The following is a 17,872-nucleotide window of genomic DNA, read 5'->3' on the forward strand; positions in this document are numbered from 1 at the left end:
AGGAGACGCATGTCCGGGCTCACCCGCGCCAGACGGACCGCCGCCGCGCTCATCGCCACCGCTGCCGCCGCCGCGACCGGCCTGCTCACCGCCCCGTCGGCCGTCGCCGCACCCCAGCCGATCGTCGGCGGCACCACGACCACGACGTCCGCGTATCCATTCGTCATGCAGATCACGGACGCCTCCGAGAACCAGTTCTGCGGCGGCACCCTGGTCTCCCCCACCAAGGTGGTCACCGCCGCGCACTGCATGGCCGGCGAGTCCGCCGGCGGAGTCCGTGTCGTCGGCGGGCGCACCCACCTCGACGGCTCCGACGGCACCGTCGCCCGGGTCAGCAGGATCTGGGTCCACCCGGACTACAAGCGGGTCACCAGGGGCGAGGACGTCGCCGTGCTGACGCTGTCGACGCCGATGCCGTACCGGACCGCGCCCTACGTCTCCTCCTCCGACACGGGCGTCTACGCCCCCGGCACCACGGCCCGCGTCCTGGGCTGGGGCACCACCAGGGAGGGCGGCGGCTCCTCCGACCAGCTGCGGACCGCGACCGTGCCGATCGTCTCCGACGCGAGCTGCGGTGACTCCTACGGCCGCAGCTACGTCCCGGACGAGATGGTGTGCGCCGGCTACCCCCAGGGCGGGGTGGACACCTGCCAGGGCGACAGCGGCGGCCCGCTGCTCGTCGACGGTGTCCTGGCCGGCGTCACGTCCTGGGGCCAGGGCTGCGCGCGGGCCGGCTACCCGGGCGTCTACGCACGGCTGACGACCTTCTCGGACCTGGTCACGGCCCAGGTGAATTCCTGAGCCGCCGAGCCTCCTGAGCAACCCTCAGGTGAGAGCCAGGGGGCGTTGCGGGCTTCCACGAGCAGCCCGCAACGCCCCCTTTCCACGTGCCGCGGCCGCAGCCCGGTGCCCGCGGCGTCCTCAGCCGTCCTGCCGTACGGCGCCGAACGCGATGTCGTACGACCGCCCGGGGTGCAGGATGCGCAGCATCCGCTCCCCCTCGGCCGTGATCTCCTCCCGCTGCGCCCCGGTCGGCCGGTCGAAGGTCTCGACGACGAGGGTGTCGTCGTCCAGTCTCCACAGTCCGGCCAGGAAGCCGTCGACGAGCAGCGTGCGGTAGGCCTGGTTGCCCCGCCAGTGGCGGCCCCGGTGTTCCGGTGGCACCACGCGCGTGCGGTCGGCGTGGGAGAGCAGCAGGTTGTCGAACTCCGGCAGGAAGCGCGGCGGGGCCGGGGTGTCCGGGTCGGGGCGGGGAGCGTCGGGGAGGTCGAACAGCTCGGCGCCGGCGGGGTCCCGGAAGGTGACGAGCCGGGGGCGCAGGCGTTCGAAGGCCGCCCGCAACCCGGTCAGTCCCGACCAGGTCTGCATGTCCTTGACGGAGGCCGGGCCGAAGGCGGCGAGGTAACGCAGGACGGTGGCGTCGGGCGAGGGAGCCGGTTCGGCGGACCGGGCGAACCAGTGCTCGGCGGTGGTGAGCGCGACCTGGCCGCTGCGGTCCCACAGCCCGCGCGGGGTGACCTGGACGAGCGGGAGGAGACAGCGGGCGGCGACGGACAGCGCCGGCGGGTCGGCGTCGGGCCACTCGGCGCCGAGGACCTCGCGCAGTTGCTTCGGTGTACGGGGTTCGGCCTCGACCAGCTCACGGGCGAGGGCGGCGAGCCGGTCCAGGTCCACGCCCGCCAGCCCCTTGCGGAAGACCGTCAGCTCACGGTCCCGGGCGGCCTGCACCAGGGGCCGCAGGGCGAGGCAGTCGTCGGCGGTGTGGGTGTGGATGGTGGAGCGCAGGGTGACGATGCGGGCGACGCGGCGTTCGGCCATGAGGGCGGACAGCGCCTCGGGCGTGAAGCCGTCCAGGCGGGCGGCGAGGGCGTAGTACGGGGGCTTGACGTTCTGTGCCTGCAACCCGAGGAGGTGCGCGACGGCCGCCTCGGCGGACAGCGGGGCGCGGCCGAGCAGCAACTGCCGGGCGAGCGTGGCGCGGTTGAGGGCGCGGGCGCCGAGCACGGGGGCGGTCGTGGATGCCTTGGGCGTCATGCCGGCACGGTAGCGGTGGTCGCGGACAGTGGCTGTCCGCAACCGCGCGGGAAGCGCGGTGTCGTCGCTCGGCGACGTCCGACGGAGCGTCAGGTGACCGGCGGTCGGGTGCCGTTCACCAGGGCTCCCCGCAGACCTGCCGGGGGGCGAGTTCGGGTAGGAGGGCGTGCCGGTCCGCGCGGGTGGGTTCGCCGTCCGTGCGGGCGCAGATCCGCCGGGCGGCCTCGTCCGGGTCGAGCGTCCAGATGCGGGCGGTGAGGTCCTGGCCGGCGGAGACGAGGGTGTCGCCGCGGGGTCCGAACGCGACCGAGGCGACCGTTTCGAGGTGGCCGGTGAGTTCCCGGCCGTACGGCTCGGCGTCGGAGGTGTTCCACAGGCGCACGGTGTGGTCCCCTCCGGCGCTGGCCAGCAGTCGGCCGTCCGGGGAGAACGCCACCGAGGTGACGGCGCCGCGGTGCCCGGTCAGCTCCCCGCCGCTCGCCCGGGCGGCGCCGGTCCGGGTGACCTCCCACAGCCGCACCGCGCGGTCCCGGCCGCCGCTGGCGAGGGTGCGGCCGTCGGGGGCGAAGGCCACGGACGTCACCGCGTCCGCGTGCCCGGTCAACGGCGCCCCCGCGGACCGTGCCCGCGACGCCTTGCGCACCTCCCACAACCGCACCGTGCCGTCCTCACCGCCGCTGGCGAGGACGCCGCCCTCCGGGGCGAAGGCCACGGACGTCACCGCGTCCGCGTGCCCGGTCAACGGCGCCCCCGCGGACCGTGCCCGCGACGCCTTGCGCACCTCCCACAACCGCACCGTGCCGTCCTCACCGCCACTGGCGAGGACGCCGCCCTCCGGGGCGAAGGCCACGGTGCGCGCTCCGCCCGGGTGGGCCTCGGCGAGCGTGCCGGCCGGGGCGGGGCGCGCCGGGTCGGAGAGGTCCCACAGCCGTACGGCCCCGTCGTCGGTCGCGGTGGCCGCCGTCCGCCCGTCCGGGGCGAAGGCCACGGCCCGCACGGCGGCGTCGTGGGCGAGCGGTCGCTCCAGCCGGCGGGGGCGGTCCGGGTGCCGCAGGTCCCAGAGGCGGACCAGCCCGTCGTCGGTGCTGGCGACGGCGAGCAGCCGGCCGTCGGGGCGGTGGGCGACGGAGGTGAGGGGGTTGCGGAAGTCGGTGAGCACCGTGCGGGGCAGGTGCCACAGGCGGACGCTGCGATCGGCGCCGGTGCTGGCCAGGGTGCGGCCGTCCGGGGAGAACGCCACCTCCCACAGGCCCTCCGTGTGACCGGTGAGCGGTTCGCCGATCTGCTGCGGATAGCGCGGGTCGGCCACGTTCCACAGCACCACGGTGTCGTCCTGGCCGGCGGTGGCGAGCGTGTGGCCGTCCGGGGAGAACGCCACCGACCACACCGCGGCGGAGTGCGTGGTCAGCGGCTCGCCCGCCGGTCGGACGCGGCCCGTGTCGGAGACCTCCCACAGCCGTACCGTCTCGTCGAAGCCGGCGCTGGCCAGGGTGCGGCCGTCCGGGGAGAAGGCGACCGACCACACCGAGGCGCCGTGCTCGCGCCGGGGCTCGCCCAGCGGGGTGAGCCCGTCGGTGCCGCGCACCCGCCAGGTCCGCACGGCACCGGTGTAGCCGGCGGTGGCGAGGGTGCGGCCGTCGGGTGCGAAGGCGACGGCCCGTACGCTGCGCTCGTCGGCGCGGGCCGGGGCGCCGAGCGGCGCGGGCCGGGCGGGGTCGGCGAGGTCCCACAGCCGTGCGGTGCCGTCGTCGCCGGCGGTGGCGAGGGTGCGGCCGTCCGGTGCGAAGGCCAGCGAGACCACGGTTTCCTCGTCGTGGCTCACCAGCGGCCGGCCGAGCGGACGGGGCCGGGTGCGGTCGGTCACGTCCCACAGCCGGATGCCGCCCCGCTCGCCGGACGCGGCGAGCACGGCGCCGTCGGGCGAGAACGCGACGGCGCCGACGGGCCCGGCCGGGAACCGCAGCGGCTCGCCGAGCGGGGCGCCCGGACGCGTTCCCGCCGTGTCCCACAGCCGTACGGTGCCGTCGTGGCCGCCGCTGGCGAGGGTGCGGCCGTCGGGGGCGTACGCCACGGAGCTGCCGAGCCCGTCGTGGCCGGGCAGCCTGCTGGAGAGCACCCGGCCCGCGTCCGCGGCCAGCCGGGTCCGCAGGTCGGGTGTGTCGCGCATGCCGTGGGCGGCGACGTCGAGCCGGGCGGACAGGGAGGCGGCGGTGGTGCGCAGCCGGTCGGCCTCGGCGGTGATCCGGCCGAACACGGCGTCGTCCCGCTCCGCCTGGGCGGTGGCCCGCAGGTGCAGGGCGACGACGGCGGTGCCCGAGGTGAGCAGCACCAGCAGGACGAGGGCCGCGGAGACGGCGCGCCGCAGCAGGCGGGCGCGGGCGCGGCGGCGCAGCGAGGCGGTCAGGAACTCCCGTTCGCCGGCGGTCAGTTCCTGTTCGCGTCGCTCCTCGGGGAAGGCGTCGCGGGCGGCGGCCAGGCGCGAGCCGGCGTACAGGGCGGCGCTCTCCCGGCCCAGCTCGCGCCAGGTGCGGGCCGCCGCGGAGAGCGCGCGGTGCACCCGGAGCCGGTCGCGTTCGGCATCGATCCACTCCCGCAGCCGCGGCCAGGCGGTGAGGAGGGCCTCGTGGGCGAGTTCGACGGTGCCGTCGTCCAGGGTGAGGAGCCGGGCGCGGACCAGGCGGTCCAGCACCCGGCCGGTGTCGTCCGGGTCGCCGACCTCGAGTTCCGCGCGCTCGGCCGGCCGCCGGGTGTCGGGGGTGCCGTCGCCGGGGGCGACGAGCCGCAGCAGGATGCGCCGCGCCAGGCCGGCCTGGGGCGCGGTGAGTTGGCCGTACACCTCCTCGGCGGTGCGCACGACGGCGCCGTGCAGTCCGCCGGCCGCCTCGTACGCGGCCCGGGTCAGGGTGCGCCCGGTGCGGTGCCGCCAGGTCTCCAACAGAGCGTGCGACATCAGGGGCAGGGCGCCGGGGGCGTCCGCCACCTCGTCCACCAGGCGGGCGGTGAGGGCGCGTTCGACGGTGAGTCCGGCCGCGGCGGCGGGCTTGACGACGGCCTCGCGCAGTTCGGCCCGGCTCATCGGCCCCGCGAGCAGGGTGGCGTCCTGCAAGGCGGCGGTGAGACCGGGGTGCTCGGCGCACCGGCCGAGGAAGTCGGCGCGGACGGCGATGACCACGCGCAGTCCGCCGCCGGGCGCGGTGGCGGCCAGCAGGCGGTCGACGAAGGCGGTGCGCCGGGCCGGGTCCGGGCAGAGTGTGTACAGCTCTTCGAACTGGTCGACGATCAGCCAGGTGTCGGCCTCGGTGTCCGGTACGGGGAGCAGCCGCTCGGCGTGGGTGGCGAGCGGGTCGGCGCCCGGGGTGAGGACGCGCACCGCGGCGGGGACCGGCTCCCCGTCGCCGGGTGTGCGCAGCCGGGGGATCAGGCCGGCGCGCAGCAGGGAGGACTTGCCGCTGCCGGACGGGCCGAAGACGGCGGTGAACCGGTGCCGCCGGGTCAGGTCGGTGAGCTTGTCCAGCAGGTCGTCCCGGCCGAAGAACCAGGCGGCGTCGTCGGGTTCGTAGCGGGCCAGGCCCCGGTAGGGCGGGCGGGCGTCGCCGTTCGCCGTGTGCTCGGCGGCCTCGGCGGTGGCCTGCCGCCAGCGCCGCTCCCACTCCCCCCGGTCGCCGCCGCACACGTCGGCGTAGGCGAGGGTCACCGCGAGGCTGGGCAGTTGCCGGCCGGCCGCCGCCTGGGACAGGGCGGTCACCGAGAAGGTCGTCTTCTGGGCCATGGCGCGGTAGGTCGGGCGCCCGGCGGACTCGCGCAGGGCGCGCAGGTCCGCGGCGAACCGCTCGACCGGTCCGGCGTCCGGATCCAGGCTGCGTTCCCGGCGTCCCGCCCCGTGTCCCGTCACGTGCCCGCCCCGTCGTCGCTGTCGGCAGTCGTCCGGGCGCCCACGGTAGGGAGCTGCCGCTCGGCGCGGCAAGCGGAAGGCACGTCACCGTGCCCGCACGCCCGAGGAGTTCACGACTTCTTCACCGCGCCGCCGGGGAGGTGACGGGTCGTGCCGGCCGACCGCGGGCCGCCGCGCCGGAGCCGGCGCGGGCTCGGCGCCGTTCCGCCGTGTCCGGTGCTGTCCGGGGCCGCTATCCCGGTTGTCCGGGGCCGCTTCCGGGTTGTTCAGTGCCGTTTCCTGGCTGCTGAACAACGGGGTACGGCGGTGCAATGGCTGCTCGGGGGAGCCCGGGGCGGCGCGGTCCGGCGCCGCCCCGCCGGCCCGGCGTTGTCCGCTCCCCCGCGACACCGAGACACCTGAGGGAGCCTCATGCACGGAAGGAAGCCGTCGACGACCGCGGAGCCGACCCGTCGGCCGCGGAGCGTGACACTGGCGGTGGTACTGATCGTCCTCGGCGCGCTGACGGCGGCCACCACGGCCGCCGGACCGCAGCAGGCCGGACCGTTGGTGATCCTGCTCGTGGCGGTCTGCGCCTGGTTCGCGGTGCGCGCCGGGCGCGGGCGGCGGACCGCCCGGACGACGGTGGTCTGCCTGCTGGCCGTCCTCTTCGTGCTCGCGGCGGCGTTCGCCTTCGACGACCCGCTCTACGGCGGCGCCACTCTGCTCCTCGCCCTCGCCCTGGCGGGGTCCGGGGCGGCCCTGCTGTACCTGCCCGCCGCCGAGGCGTACGTCCGCGCCCGTACCGCCCGCGGTGAGGGGGAGACGCCGTGAGCCACCCGCCGTACCCGCCGCCGTCCGCCCCGCCGGAGCCGGCCGGGGCCGATCCGGTGGCGGTCGCCGTCGGCAACGCCTCGCTGCTCGGGGTGGGCTATCTGCTGCTGAGGCGGCGCGGGCTGTTCTGGGCCGCCGCGGTGGTGACCGTCTCGCTGGTCTGGACGACCGCCTCGGTCGCCGAGTCCTGGTGCGAGGCGGTGCTGCTGGTGTGGTGGGCGGCCGTCGTCGCGCACGGGTGGTGGCTGGCGCGCCGCGGCCCTGCCGTGTCGCGCACCGGGCAGCGTCTGCGGGCGCTCGGACTGACGCTGACGGTGGTGCTGACGGTCGGTGTGCTGCGGTTCGAGGCCCATCTGATCGAGGACGACGTGGCCGAAGCGCGCGCGGACGGGGACTGCACGGCGGTGGCACGGGCGCAGGAGCGGGTGACGGACTTCAGTCACCGCATCGTCGCCGCGCCGTCGGCCGCCCGCGGCGACCGCGTGGTCGAGGTGTGCGACCGGCTCCAGATGGCCGCCGGGGAGCTGGGCCGGGGCCTGGACGCCGAACTCGACGAGCTGGACGCGGGGTTCCGGCGGCTCGGCGCGGTGCTGCGGGACCCCGCCAACGACCGGCTGGTCGAGGCGACGCTCGGCGACTTCCTGGGGCGGCTCCCCACCGCCGACGCCTGCGAGACCGTACAGGTCGCGGACTGGCTGCGCGAGCGGAAGACGCGGGAGAAGGCCCTGGCCGCCGCGCCCGCCACCGCGGCGCGGATCACGCCCGAGGCTCTGGCGGACTGCGGTGACACCCTCCTCGACGCAGCCGAGTGGTCCGAGGCGCGCGCCCGCTACCAGCGGCTGCTCGACGACCACCCCGACGACGACCGGGCGGACGCGGCCCGCAAGGGGATCAGGAAGGCCGTCCTCGGTCTCCAGCTCGACCGTGTCGAGCGCCTGCTCGCCGGCCCGGTCGGCGCGGACGGCGGCTACTGCGCCCGGCCCGCGAAGTACGAGGGCGCGCCCGCCCGCCGCAAGGGCGCGAACCCCGCGGTCTTCCGGGGCGCCGCGACCTACACGGACAAGCTGCCCGGCGGGTGGCGCGTCACCGACCCGGCCAAGGCGTCGCTGATCGTGTGCGCGGAGGAGACCGGTCGCGGCGCCGCCGTGGAGACCTGCGCCTACCGGGACCACGAGCGGCGCATCCGGAACGTCACCTTCTACAAGATCGGGATACGGGTGAAGGTGTACGAGCTGCGCACCGGCAAGCGGGTGACCGACCGCACGGTCCAGCTCGGCGGTTCCAGCTGCCCGGGGATCATCACCTACTACGGGTCGGCCCCGTCGTACGAGTACGTGGAGCCCGCCGCGTCCGACATCCGCCGGGCGTTCGGGCCGGTCGTCGGGCGGTGACCGCGGTGCGGGGCGGCCGGGGCCGACCGGCCGGCGGCGGGGATCGACCGGCCGGCGGCGGGGATTGACCGGCCGGGGGCGGGGCACCCGGGGGCACTGTGCACGGACGACGCAAGATCCTGGTGACCGGCTGGTTCAGCTTCCTGCACGGGGAGGCCACGGCCGGGGACGTACTGGCGCTGCACCGCGTGGAGGAGGTCCTGCGGCGTGCGGGGCAGGCGTACGACGTGGTGTGGAGCCCCGGCTTCCGGGCGGACGGCCCGCACTTCGCGGACCTGGACCCGGCCGCGTACTCGCATCTGGTGTTCGTGTGCGGCCCGTTGCACGGGCCGCAGGTCGAGGAGGTGCACCGGCGGTTCGCGCACTGCGTGCGGATCGCCGTCGGCACGTCGGTGATCGACCCCGGCTCCGCCGCCGTCACCGGTTTCCACCGCGTGCTGGCCCGTGACGCCCCCGGCGCCGAGCCCTCCCTCGACCTCGCCGCCCGCGCCCCGGAGCCGCCCGCCCGGCCCGTGGTCGGCGTGATCCTCACCCACGGACAGCGCGAGTACGGCCGGCAGCGGCGGCACGACCAGGTCGCCGAGGCGGTGACCGGCTGGCTGGCCGGGCGGGACTGTGCCCGCCTGGAGCTGGACACCCGGCTGGACACGCACGACTGGCGGCTGTGCGCGACGCCGGACCAGCTGGAGGCGGTGCTGGCCCGGCTGGACCTGGTGGTCACCGACCGGCTGCACGGGCTGGTGCTGGCGCTGCGGGCCGGTACCCCGGCGCTGGCGGTGGACCCGGTGGCGGGCGGCGCCAAGGTCACGGCCCAGGCCCGTGCCTGCGGCTGGCCCGCGCTGATCGCCGCGGAGCAGGTGGCGGCGGGGGCGCTGGAACGCTGGTGGGACTGGTGCCTGACCACCGGCCGGGCGGAGGCCCGGCGGATCGGCGCGGCCTTCCGCGCGGACGGCGCGCCGGACTCCGCGGACGGTCTGCTCGAGGCGCTCGGGCTGCGGCCGGTCGGTTAGGCGCCGTGGCGGCGCGGGCACTCGGTGGGGCGTCGGTCCACCCCCTTCTGGAGGACACCGTGAGCATCGGCCGGCTTCCCGATCACGAGCAGCGCGCTCTGGACGAGATCGAGCGCGAGCTGCGCCGCGACCGCCGGCTCGACCGGCGCCTGCGCACCTTCCGGCCCGGCCTCTTGGCCCGGCCGGCGGCCTACCGCCCGCGCACCCCGACCGTTCTGCTGCTGCTCGCCCTGTCCGTGACGCTGATGGTGGCGGGCATCGTCACCTCGGAGCCCGGCGTGATCTGGGCCTTCGCGGCGGTGTGGCCGGTGACGCTGTTCGCCGTGTTCCGGCTGCTGTGCCGCTGGACGGAGGGGTGAGGCGGGCGGTTGTTTGCCCGGGAGGGCGCACGGGGACCCGGGGCGCAGGAGGTGGTCGACGTGCCCGAGCCCGGAAGCAAGAAGTACGACACCCGGCGGGCCAGGGCCCGCAAGGAGGCGGAGCGGTCGGGGATCTCCGACCAGGACGCCGGCCGTGCGGCCGAGGAGGAGCTCCAGGAGGGCGAGGGCCGGCGCAGCCGCGGCCCGCGGACGGAACGCGGCCGGGGCCCGAAGGGCGAACGCCCCGCCGGCTCCGAGTAGCCCCCCGAGGTCCCTGCCGTCGCAGTAGCACGAGTCCCTGGCGTCGGACGACCGTGGGCGTCGGACGACCGTGCGGCTCGTACGTGCGGCCCCGTGCTCCGGCACGGGGCCGCACGCGTCGCCCGGGGTCAGTCTTCGGGTCGTCGGTCGTCGGTCGTCCGGGCGTCAGCCCGTGTAGCTGCGTGCCGTCGAGGCGCGCTGTTCCGGTTCCAGCAGGCGCAGCCGGGCCTCGACCTCGGGCGGCAGGACCCGGCGCTCCCGCAGGACCCACGGCAGGGCGGCCGTCGCCTCGGCGAAGGCGCGCAGGGACGCGGTGTCGCGCGGGACCGTGCGGGCCAGGTGCAGGGTGCGGCGCAGGGCGGGCCCCGCCGGTCGGCGCAGCCAGGTGAACCACAGGGTGTTGCGGATGCCGTGTGCCCGGCGGAGCGTGGAGTCCCGTACCACCGAAGGCTGGTGATGGATCGTCAGGTGGTCGGCGTACGTCAGCCACCAGCCGTTCGCCGCCAGGTCGGCGGCGAGCAGTTCCTCCTCGCCGCCCAGCCACAGCCTGGGGTGGAAGCCGCCCGCGGCGCGGAAGGCGTCGGTGCGCAGCACGGTCGCGGCGGCCAGGAAGGAGCCGAGCGCGGGGCCGGGCAGCCAGTCGGGGCCGGGCACGGGCGAGTCGCGGAGTTCCTGGACGATGGGGTCCTCGGTGCCGTCCGGTTCGACGAGGATGCGGGCCGTCACCGTGCCGAGGGCGGGGTGGGCGTCGAGCAGGTCGGCGGCCCCGGACAGCGAGCCGGGCGCCCACCAGGAGTCGTCGTCGCAGAACGCCACGTAGGGTGTGCGGACATGACGGATCGCCAGGTTGCGGCCGACGGCGCCGAGGTTGCGGCCCGGGCGCAGCAGTTCGACCCGCGGGTGGTGGCGGGCGACGGCGGAGGCGGTGCCGTCGGTGGAGCCGTTGTCGGTGACGATCACCGGGGGCCGCTCCGGCAGGCCGGCGAGCCGGTCGAGGGTGCGCAGGAGTTCGTCGCGCCGGTTGTGGGTGATGACGACGACGGTGGTGCGGGGATCGGTCATGCGGTGGCTCCGTCCAGGAGTCGGGCGGCGCGCTCCACGTGCGGGGGCAGCGGCCGGCGGGCGCTCAGCGCGGCGGGCAGCCGGGTGAGCGTCTCGCGCAGCGCGCGCCGGGCGTGCGGGTCGCGGCGGGCCTCGGCGGCCAGGGCCCGGGTGCGGGCGAGGGCGTACGGCAGGGGACGGCGCAGCCAGGCGGTGAGCAGTTCGTTGCGGCGTACGACGGCCGGGCGGCCGGTGCGCGGGCCGGGGTCCGGATGGTGGTGGGCGGTCACCTCGGGGCAGTGGGTGACACCCCAGCCGCGGGCGGCCAGGTCGTAGGCGAGGAGGGTCTCCTCGGCGCCGAAGAACAGCAGCTGGTGGTAGCCGCCGGCGTCGAGGTACGCCTCCCTGCGGACGACGGCGGCGCAGCCGAGGAAGCCGAGGACCTGGGTGCCGGGCAGGTCGGTCGCGGTGCCGAGCGGGGAGGAGGCCAGCACGTCGTTGAGGGGGTCGGGGGCTTCGCCGGGGCCGACCAGGGTGCGGGCGGAGAGCAGGCCGAGCCGCGGGTGCTCGTCGAAGAGGCGGGCTGCGGTGGCCAGCGCGCCCGGCGCCCACCAGGAGTCGTCGTCGCTGAACGCCACATAGGGCGTGTCCAGGGCTCGGACGCCGTGGGTGCGGGCCAGGGCGCCGCGGTTGAAGGGCAGGGACAGCACCCGCACGTGCGGGAAGTCGCGGGCCACCATGGCGCGGGTGTCGTCGCCGGAGGCGTTGTCGACGACGACGATCCGGGGCCGCTCGGGGAGGGCCTGAAGGTGGCGCAGGGTGACGGCGAGACGCGCGGAGCGGTCGCGGGTGGCGATGACGACGCCGACCGGCGCGTGGCCGGCCCGGACGGCGGACCGCTGCTCGCGGGTGGTCGACGGAGTGTGGTTCATGGTGTCTCGCTCAGGGCGTCGAAGGCGTCCAGGACCTCGTCGGCGGTGATCCGCAGCAGGGCGGGGTCGGTCCGGCGGCCGTGCGGGTCGCCGTCCGGGCCGGGGTGCCACAGGGCGCGGTGCCTGGGGTGCGGCGGCGGGCCCCAGCGGCTGGGCGGCACCGGGCCGAACAGGGTGACGGAGGGCGCGGCGTGGGCGACGGCGAGGTGGGCGATGCCGGTGTCGCCGCTGACGACGGCGCGGGCGTCGGCGACCAGGGCGGAGAGCCGGTCGTGGGGCAGGCCGCCGCCGAAGACGTCGGTGTCGGGCAGGTCGGCGGTCTTGGCCAACCGGGCCACCAGGTCGCCCTCGTCCGCTCCCCCGGTCACGACCACCCGCAGGCCCCGCTCGCGCAGTGCCGCGGCGACGGCCGCGTACCGCTCGACGGGCCAGCAGCGCGAGGGGGCGCCGGCGCCGGGGTGCAGGACGACGGCGCCGGGGGCCGGGGACGGTCCCGGCGGGCGGGGCAGCAGCAGGTCGGCGGGGTCGGCGTCGATGCCGTACGCGGTGAGCAGCCGGCACCAGCGGTCGCGCTCGTGTTCCTCGGCGTACCAGGGCGGCCCGTCGATCTCCGGCGTGCCGGGGTGGGCGAACGCCATCAGCTTCAGCGGGCGCAGTCCGGCCAGCAGCCGGTGGCTGGGCGGCCCGTTGCCGTGCAGGTCGACGGCGACGTCGGGCGGCGGCCCGCTCCAGTCGAGGGCGCGCGGCACCGCACGGCCGGGCGCGGAGGCGGGCAGCAGCCGGTCCACGGCGCCGGTCGCGGCGGCCACCGGCGCGAGTTCCTCCGGCGCGGCCAGCACCAGTTCGTGCCCCGGACAGGCCCGCCGCAGCGCGCGCAGCGCCGGCACCCCGGCGAGCAGATCGCCGAGCCCCAGGGCCCGCAGGACCAGGACGCGGGGCCGGGCGGACGCGTCCGGGGTCATCGCACCCCCTCCGCCGCCCGGGCCATCAGGGCGCTGGAGGAGCGGCCGTCGAGGTAGGGCAGGAGGACGGCCTGGCCGCCCCACTCCTGGAGGAGTCCGGCCTCGGGCAGGTCGGCGCCCGCGTAGTCGCCGCCCTTGACCCAGACGTCGGGGCGCAGATCGGCCAGGAGCTGCTCGGGGGTGTCCTCGTCGAAGACGGCGACGGCGTCGACGCAGGCCAGGGCGCGCAGCACGCGGACGCGGTCGGCGAGCGGGTTGACCGGTCGGCCGTCGCCCTTGCGGCGGCGCACCGAGGCGTCGGAGTTGACGCAGACGACGAGGCAGTCGCCGAGCCGCCGGGCTGCCTGGAGCAGGCCGACGTGTCCGGCGTGCAGCAGGTCGAAGCAGCCGCCGGCGGCGACGACGGTGCCGTGCTGGGCGCGGACCCGGGCGGCCAGGGCGTGCGGGTCGTCGGTGTCCGGCGGCACCGTGCCGGGCGCCGGGGAGTCGGCGGGCGGCAGGGCTCCGGCCCCGCCGGCCGCCACGAAGGCGGTGGCGGCGCTCACCGCGCCCTCGACGGCCTCGCCCACCAGTGCCCCGTCGGCCAGCAGCCCGGCCGCGGTCGAGGCGAACCGGTCCCCGGCGCCGCACGAGTCGCCGTGGTGGGAGGCGGGTGCGGGGACGAGGAGGGGGTGTTCGCCGTAGGAGAGCAGGGCGCCGCGCGAGCCGAGGGTGACGGCGACCGCGGCGACGCGCCAGTCGCGGACCAGGGCGGCGGCGCTGTGGGCGGCGGCGCGCAGGCTGCCGCCGGGGCGGCCGTCCCGCGGCGCGAAGCCGTGCGCCTCCTTCTCGGCGGGCGTGACCAGCCGGGTGCCGGGCACCGGCGGGCCGCCCCGCGGGTGCGGGTCCCAGACCAGCGGGGGCCGGGCGGCCAGTTCCTCGCGGAGGGCGTCGGCGGTGCCGCGGCCGTAGTCGGAGACGAGGACGGCCGGGGCGTGGCGGAGGGCGGCGCGGGCCTCGTCGGTGGCCGCGCGGGCGCGTCCGCCGCCGCGGTCGAGACGGACGACGGGCCGGTCCTGGGCCAGCACCCGGGTCTTCTCGGGCAGGGTCCCGGACGGCGGCAGGGCGATCACCGTCAGCCAGGGGTCGAGGAGCTGGCGCAGCTCGCGGGCGGCCGGGTCGTCGCCCAGTGCGGTGATCAGGGTGACGTCGCGGCCGTCGCGGGCGGCGAGGTAGGCGGCGAGGGCGGCGCCGCCGGGGCGCACGCGCTCGGCGCAGCCCGAGTCGACGGACACCACGGGCACGGGAGCGTCCGGTGCGAGCCGGTCGGCGGAGCCGGTGAGGTCGCGGTCGAGCAGCGCGTCGCCGACGACGACCAGCGGGGTCCTGCGGTCAGCCATGCGTCCCCCTCCGCCGGGCCGGCCGGGACGCGCGGTCCAGGGCGGCGTCGAAGGCCGCGCAGATCATGTGGACGGCGACCAGGTGGATCTCCTGGACGGTCGCCGTGCTGGGCGCCTCCACGCACAGCGACTCGTCGCTGCCCGCCATCAGCGGGTTGGGCGCGGGCCCGGTCAGCGCCCACACCCGGACGCCGGCCGCGCGGGCGGCGTCGGCGGCCGAGAGCAGGTTGGCGCTGGCCCCGGACGTGGACAGCAGCATCAGGACGTCGCCGGCCCGGCCGTGGGCGCGCACCTGGCGGGCGAACACCTCGTCCACGCCGTAGTCGTTGGCGATGGCGGTGGTCGAGGAGGTGTCGGCGTGCAGGGCGATCGCGGAGAACGGCGGCCGGTCGTCGCGGTAGCGGCCGACGAGTTCGGCGGTCAGATGCTGGGCCTGGGCGGCGCTGCCGCCGTTGCCGGCGGCCAGCAGCCGGCCGCCGCCGGAGAGCGTGGCCGCGAGCCGCTCGCCCCAGCGTTCGGTGATGTGCGCGGAGGCACGGAACGCGCCCAGCGCGTCCTGGAGTTCGTCGCAGTGCCCGACGACGGGCGGGTGCACGGTCATCACGCCACCTCCTTGGACAGTGCGTGGTCGGCGAGGGTGAGGCGGTAGACCTGTTCCGCCCCGTCGGCGACCCGCCGCCAGGTGTAGTGCTTCAGGACCCGGTCGCGGCCGGCCCTGCCGTAGGCGCGGCGCAGCGGCGCGTCGGCGAGGAGTTCCCGCGCGGCCCGGGCGATGGCCTCGGGGCTCTGCGGCTCGACGAGGCGGCCGGTGACGCCGTCGGCGACGGAGTCCCGGTGTCCCCCGACGTCGGTCGCCACGACGGGGACGCCGCACGCCATGGCCTCCAGCGGCACGATGCCGAACGGCTCGTACACCGGTGTGCACAGCACCAGGTCGGCGCTGCGCAGCAGTCCGGGCATGTCGGCCGGGTCGACGGAGCCGAGCAGCCGCACCCGGTCGGCGACCCCGGCCCGCCGTGCGACGCCGGCCAGCCGCTGCGCCTCGGGATCGGCGTCCACGGCACCGGCGGGCGGGCCGCCCGCCACCACGAGTTCGGCGTCGGGCACCGCGGCGAGGGCGCGGATGGCCTGGTCGTAGCCCTTGCGGGGGACGAGCCGCCCGCAGGCGAGCAGCCGGTGCCGCTGGCGGCGCGCGGGGGCGCGGCCGGTGTCGGCGCCGGGGTGGAAGTGGGCGGAGTCGACACCGCAGGGCACGACGGAGACCTGGCGCGGGGGCACGCCCATGTCGCCGAGTTCCATCACCTCGTCGGTGCAGGTCGCCAGGACCCGTTCGCAGCTGCGGCCGAGCTGCCGCTCGATGCCGATGCGCTCGTACGGGCTGGTGTCCCGCATGCCCTGGTGGCGCCGCTTGACGGTGCCGAGGGCGTGGAAGGTCTGCACGAGGGGGATGCCGTGCGGCCGTACGCCGATCTGACTGGCCAGGCCGGACATCCAGAAGTGGGCGTGGACGACGTCGGGCCGCTCCCGGGCCCAGACGCGCGCCAGGTGGGCGCCGAAGGCGGGCATGTGCGGGAACAGGTCGTCCTTGGCCAGCGCCTCGGCCGGTCCGGCCGGCACGTGCTCGACGACCGCGCCGCCGGGCAGCGGGACCCGGTCGGGCAGGTCGAGCGAGTCGCGGCGGGTGTAGACGGTCACGTCGTGGCCGCGCCGCGCCAACTCCTCGGTGAGGCGGGCCACGTAGACGTTCTGCCCTCCGGCGTCGACGCCGCCGAGCGCGGCGAGCGGGCTCGCGTGCTCGGACACCATGGCGATCCTCATCGGGTCACCTCCTTCAGCAGCCGCTCCCAGTCGTCCAGGAAGCGGGACAGCCCGTAGCGGGCCAGGGCCGCCGCACGGGCGCCCTCGCCGACCGTGCGCGCGTGCAGCGGGTCGGCGAGGAAGTCGCGTACGGCGTCGGTCAGTACGTCGATGCGGTTGGAGACCACACCGGCGCCGGGCGGCACCGCCTCGGTCACCTCGGTGGTGGCGAGGGCGACGACGGGCATGCCCAGGTGCATGGCTTCGAGCAGGGACAGTCCGAGGGAGGTCCAGCGGACGGGGTGGACGTACACCCGCCGCCGGGCCAGCTCCGTGTGCAGCTCGCTCTGCGGGACGTCCTGGGTGCGGCAGCGGTCGGGGGGTACGCCGATGTGCTCGGCGAGCCCGTCGGTGCGCATGCCGAACACGTCGAGCGGGGCGGCGCGGGCGAACTCGGGCAGCAGGTCGGTGCCGGTGGTGCGGCCGCGCCGGATCGGCTCGTTGACGACGACGGCGGCCCGGTCCAGTTCGCCGGTCCAGCGGGGGCCGGGGTCCACGATGCCGTGCTCGATGACCGTGGTCTCCGTCGTTCCCGCGTCCCACATCAGCCGGTTGAAGTGGGTGACGTGGACGAGGGCCCGGACGTCGGGCAGCCCGGCCGCCGGGTGGCGGGTGTCGGGCACGTCGCCGTGGGGGGCGTTGTGCTCCAGGTACACCAGCGGCGGGCGGCGGCCCAGCCACCGGTCGACCAGCTCGAGTTCGTGCGGGCGTTGCAGCACCACCAGGTCGATGTCCTCGTCGCGCAGCCGCTCGGGCGGGACCTCGATCACCGACTCGGGCCAGTCCCAGGTGCGGGCGCGGCCGAGGCCGTCGGGTCCCCGGTCGGGGGTGACGGGGACGAGGTAGGTGTGCGGGCCCTGCACGAAGGCCGTGGTCCACGAGCCGTGCACGTGCCAGATCAGGATCCTCATGTCTCCCCCACGAGCTTCTCGACGGCGGCGACGACGTCGGTGGCGGTGACCGTGTTCAGGCACGGGTGGCCGGCCACGGGGCACTCCCGGGCCCGGGTGTCGGCGCAGGGCGCGTCCTGGTCGCCGAGCAGGACGTACGGCACCCCGTACGGCCGCCAGCGCTCGGCCGGGACGACCGGGGCGAACAGCGACACCACGGGGGTGCCGACGGCGGCGGCCAGATGGGCGGGGGCGGTGTTGCCGGTGACGACGACGCTCGCGCCCGCGAGGACGCCGGAGAGTTCCGGGGCCTCGGTGCGGCCGCCGAGGTCGGTGCCGTGCTCGCCGGCGACGTGGGCGGTCAGGTCCCGTTCGTCGGGTCCGCCGGTGACCAGCACCCGGTGCCCGGCCGCGGCGAGTTCGGCGACCGCCTCGGCGCTGCGCTCGGGGCTCCAGGCGCGGGCGGGGACGCTCGCGCCCGGGTGCAGGACGACGTAGGGGCCGGGGCCGGTGAGCCGGGCGGTGTCCGGCGGCTCGTGCACCCGCAGCCGGCCGTCGTCGGGCCGCGGGAACCCGGCCGCCTCGGCGAGGTCGAGCGCGGCCTCGGCCTCGTGGGCGTGCGGGGCCCGCTGGTGGCGCAGGTCGAGCAGGGCGCCGGGGTAGTCCACGCTGTCGGCCGCCAGGTACCGGACGCCGGCCAGCCGCAGCAGCAGCGCGGTGGGCAGCGGCGACTGGTGGAAGGAGGTCAGGATCAGCCCCGTGTCGGCGCCGGTGCCGGCGATCCGGTCCACGAGGGCGTCGATCCCGGCCTGGTCGACCGGTGGCGGCCGGAACCCGGCCCACGGCGCGTCCCACACCAGGACCTCGTCGACGCCGGGCAGCAGCCGGGCGGCGGGGGCGCCGCGCGGGCCGCACAGCAGGGTGACGTGGTCGGCGCGGGCGGCGACGGCCCGGACGGCGGGTCCGGCGAGCAGCACGTCGCCGAAGCTGTCGAGTCGGGTGACGAGCGCTCTCATCGCGGCCTCCCACCGGTGTCCACGGTCTCGCTGCC

At 77.0% G+C, this 17,872-nt stretch carries 16 protein-coding genes; 6 read left to right on the forward strand and 10 right to left on the reverse strand.

The genetic code is table 11. The features are described 5' to 3' along the window. The first annotated feature begins 9 nt into the window (after nt 1-9). Entirely contained in the window at nt 10-801 is a 792-nt protein-coding gene (locus ACZ45Q_RS12465; protein WP_468258899.1) for a S1 family peptidase, read from the forward strand. A 120-nt stretch (nt 802-921) separates the two neighbouring features. Here ACZ45Q_RS12465 and ACZ45Q_RS12470 read toward each other — a convergent pair whose 3' ends face one another. Continuing rightward, entirely contained in the window at nt 922-2,034 is a 1,113-nt protein-coding gene (locus tag ACZ45Q_RS12470; protein WP_468258902.1) for a winged helix DNA-binding domain-containing protein, read from the reverse strand. A 115-nt stretch (nt 2,035-2,149) separates the two neighbouring features. Beyond that, nucleotides 2,150-5,926, reverse strand: coding sequence for an nSTAND1 domain-containing NTPase (locus ACZ45Q_RS12475; RefSeq protein ID WP_468258905.1), 3,777 nt, complete (start codon nt 5,924-5,926; stop codon nt 2,150-2,152). Between the two features lie 411 nt (nt 5,927-6,337). Here ACZ45Q_RS12475 and ACZ45Q_RS12480 point away from each other — a divergent pair, with 411 nt between their 5' ends. The 5 genes from ACZ45Q_RS12480 (at nt 6,338) to ACZ45Q_RS12500 (ending at nt 9,760) form a co-directional block, all read left to right on the forward strand. Beyond that, complete coding sequence (locus ACZ45Q_RS12480; RefSeq protein ID WP_468258907.1) at nt 6,338-6,739, forward strand: hypothetical protein; 402 nt, start codon at nt 6,338-6,340, stop codon at nt 6,737-6,739. Further along, nucleotides 6,736-8,130 (forward strand): hypothetical protein, encoded by a 1,395-nt coding sequence (locus ACZ45Q_RS12485; RefSeq protein ID WP_468258909.1) that lies wholly within the window; start codon nt 6,736-6,738, stop codon nt 8,128-8,130. The genes ACZ45Q_RS12480 and ACZ45Q_RS12485 overlap by 4 nt, the downstream gene beginning before the upstream one ends. Nucleotides 8,131-8,228: 98 nt before the next feature. Further along, entirely contained in the window at nt 8,229-9,140 is a 912-nt protein-coding gene (locus ACZ45Q_RS12490; RefSeq protein ID WP_468258912.1) for a polysaccharide pyruvyl transferase family protein, read from the forward strand. A gap of 59 nt (nt 9,141-9,199) precedes the next feature. After that, nucleotides 9,200-9,499, forward strand: coding sequence for a DUF3040 domain-containing protein (locus tag ACZ45Q_RS12495; protein WP_468258914.1), 300 nt, complete (start codon nt 9,200-9,202; stop codon nt 9,497-9,499). Nucleotides 9,500-9,559: 60 nt separating this feature from the next. Further along, nucleotides 9,560-9,760: a hypothetical protein gene (locus ACZ45Q_RS12500; protein ID WP_468258917.1), complete on the forward strand. Its 201-nt coding sequence runs from the start codon at nt 9,560-9,562 to the stop codon at nt 9,758-9,760. Nucleotides 9,761-9,925: 165 nt separating this feature from the next. Here the strand turns inward: ACZ45Q_RS12500 and ACZ45Q_RS12505 are convergent, their stop codons facing one another. The 8 genes from ACZ45Q_RS12505 to ACZ45Q_RS12540 are packed head-to-tail and all read right to left on the reverse strand — an operon-like array spanning nt 9,926 to nt 17,837. Beyond that, nucleotides 9,926-10,822 (reverse strand): glycosyltransferase family 2 protein, encoded by an 897-nt coding sequence (locus ACZ45Q_RS12505; RefSeq protein ID WP_468258920.1) that lies wholly within the window; start codon nt 10,820-10,822, stop codon nt 9,926-9,928. Beyond that, entirely contained in the window at nt 10,819-11,733 is a 915-nt protein-coding gene (locus ACZ45Q_RS12510; protein ID WP_468258923.1) for a glycosyltransferase family 2 protein, read from the reverse strand. The genes ACZ45Q_RS12505 and ACZ45Q_RS12510 overlap by 4 nt, the downstream gene beginning before the upstream one ends. Then, entirely contained in the window at nt 11,730-12,695 is a 966-nt protein-coding gene (locus ACZ45Q_RS12515) for a glycosyltransferase family 9 protein (protein WP_468258925.1), read from the reverse strand. The genes ACZ45Q_RS12510 and ACZ45Q_RS12515 overlap by 4 nt, the downstream gene beginning before the upstream one ends. Then, nucleotides 12,692-14,074 carry a D-glycero-beta-D-manno-heptose 1-phosphate adenylyltransferase gene (rfaE2, locus tag ACZ45Q_RS12520; protein ID WP_468258927.1) on the reverse strand — a complete coding sequence of 461 codons (1,383 nt, stop codon included), beginning with the start codon at nt 14,072-14,074 and terminating at the stop codon, nt 12,692-12,694. The genes ACZ45Q_RS12515 and rfaE2 overlap by 4 nt, the downstream gene beginning before the upstream one ends. Beyond that, a complete protein-coding gene (locus ACZ45Q_RS12525; protein ID WP_468258929.1) occupies nt 14,067-14,675 on the reverse strand; it encodes a D-sedoheptulose-7-phosphate isomerase in 609 nt (202 codons plus the stop codon). The genes rfaE2 and ACZ45Q_RS12525 overlap by 8 nt, the downstream gene beginning before the upstream one ends. Continuing rightward, entirely contained in the window at nt 14,675-15,892 is a 1,218-nt protein-coding gene (locus ACZ45Q_RS12530; protein ID WP_468258931.1) for a glycosyltransferase, read from the reverse strand. Before ACZ45Q_RS12530 ends, ACZ45Q_RS12525 begins: the two co-directional genes overlap by 1 nt. Beyond that, entirely contained in the window at nt 15,889-16,842 is a 954-nt protein-coding gene (locus ACZ45Q_RS12535; RefSeq protein ID WP_468258934.1) for a glycosyltransferase, read from the reverse strand. The genes ACZ45Q_RS12530 and ACZ45Q_RS12535 overlap by 4 nt, the downstream gene beginning before the upstream one ends. After that, the gene (locus ACZ45Q_RS12540) at nt 16,839-17,837 is read right to left on the reverse strand and encodes a glycosyltransferase family 9 protein (protein WP_468258936.1); all 999 of its coding nucleotides are present in this window, start codon (nt 17,835-17,837) and stop codon (nt 16,839-16,841) included. The genes ACZ45Q_RS12535 and ACZ45Q_RS12540 overlap by 4 nt, the downstream gene beginning before the upstream one ends. Between the last annotated feature and the right edge of the window lie 35 nt (nt 17,838-17,872).

The sequence above is a fragment of the Streptomyces sp. NPDC031049 genome, from assembly GCF_055571015.1.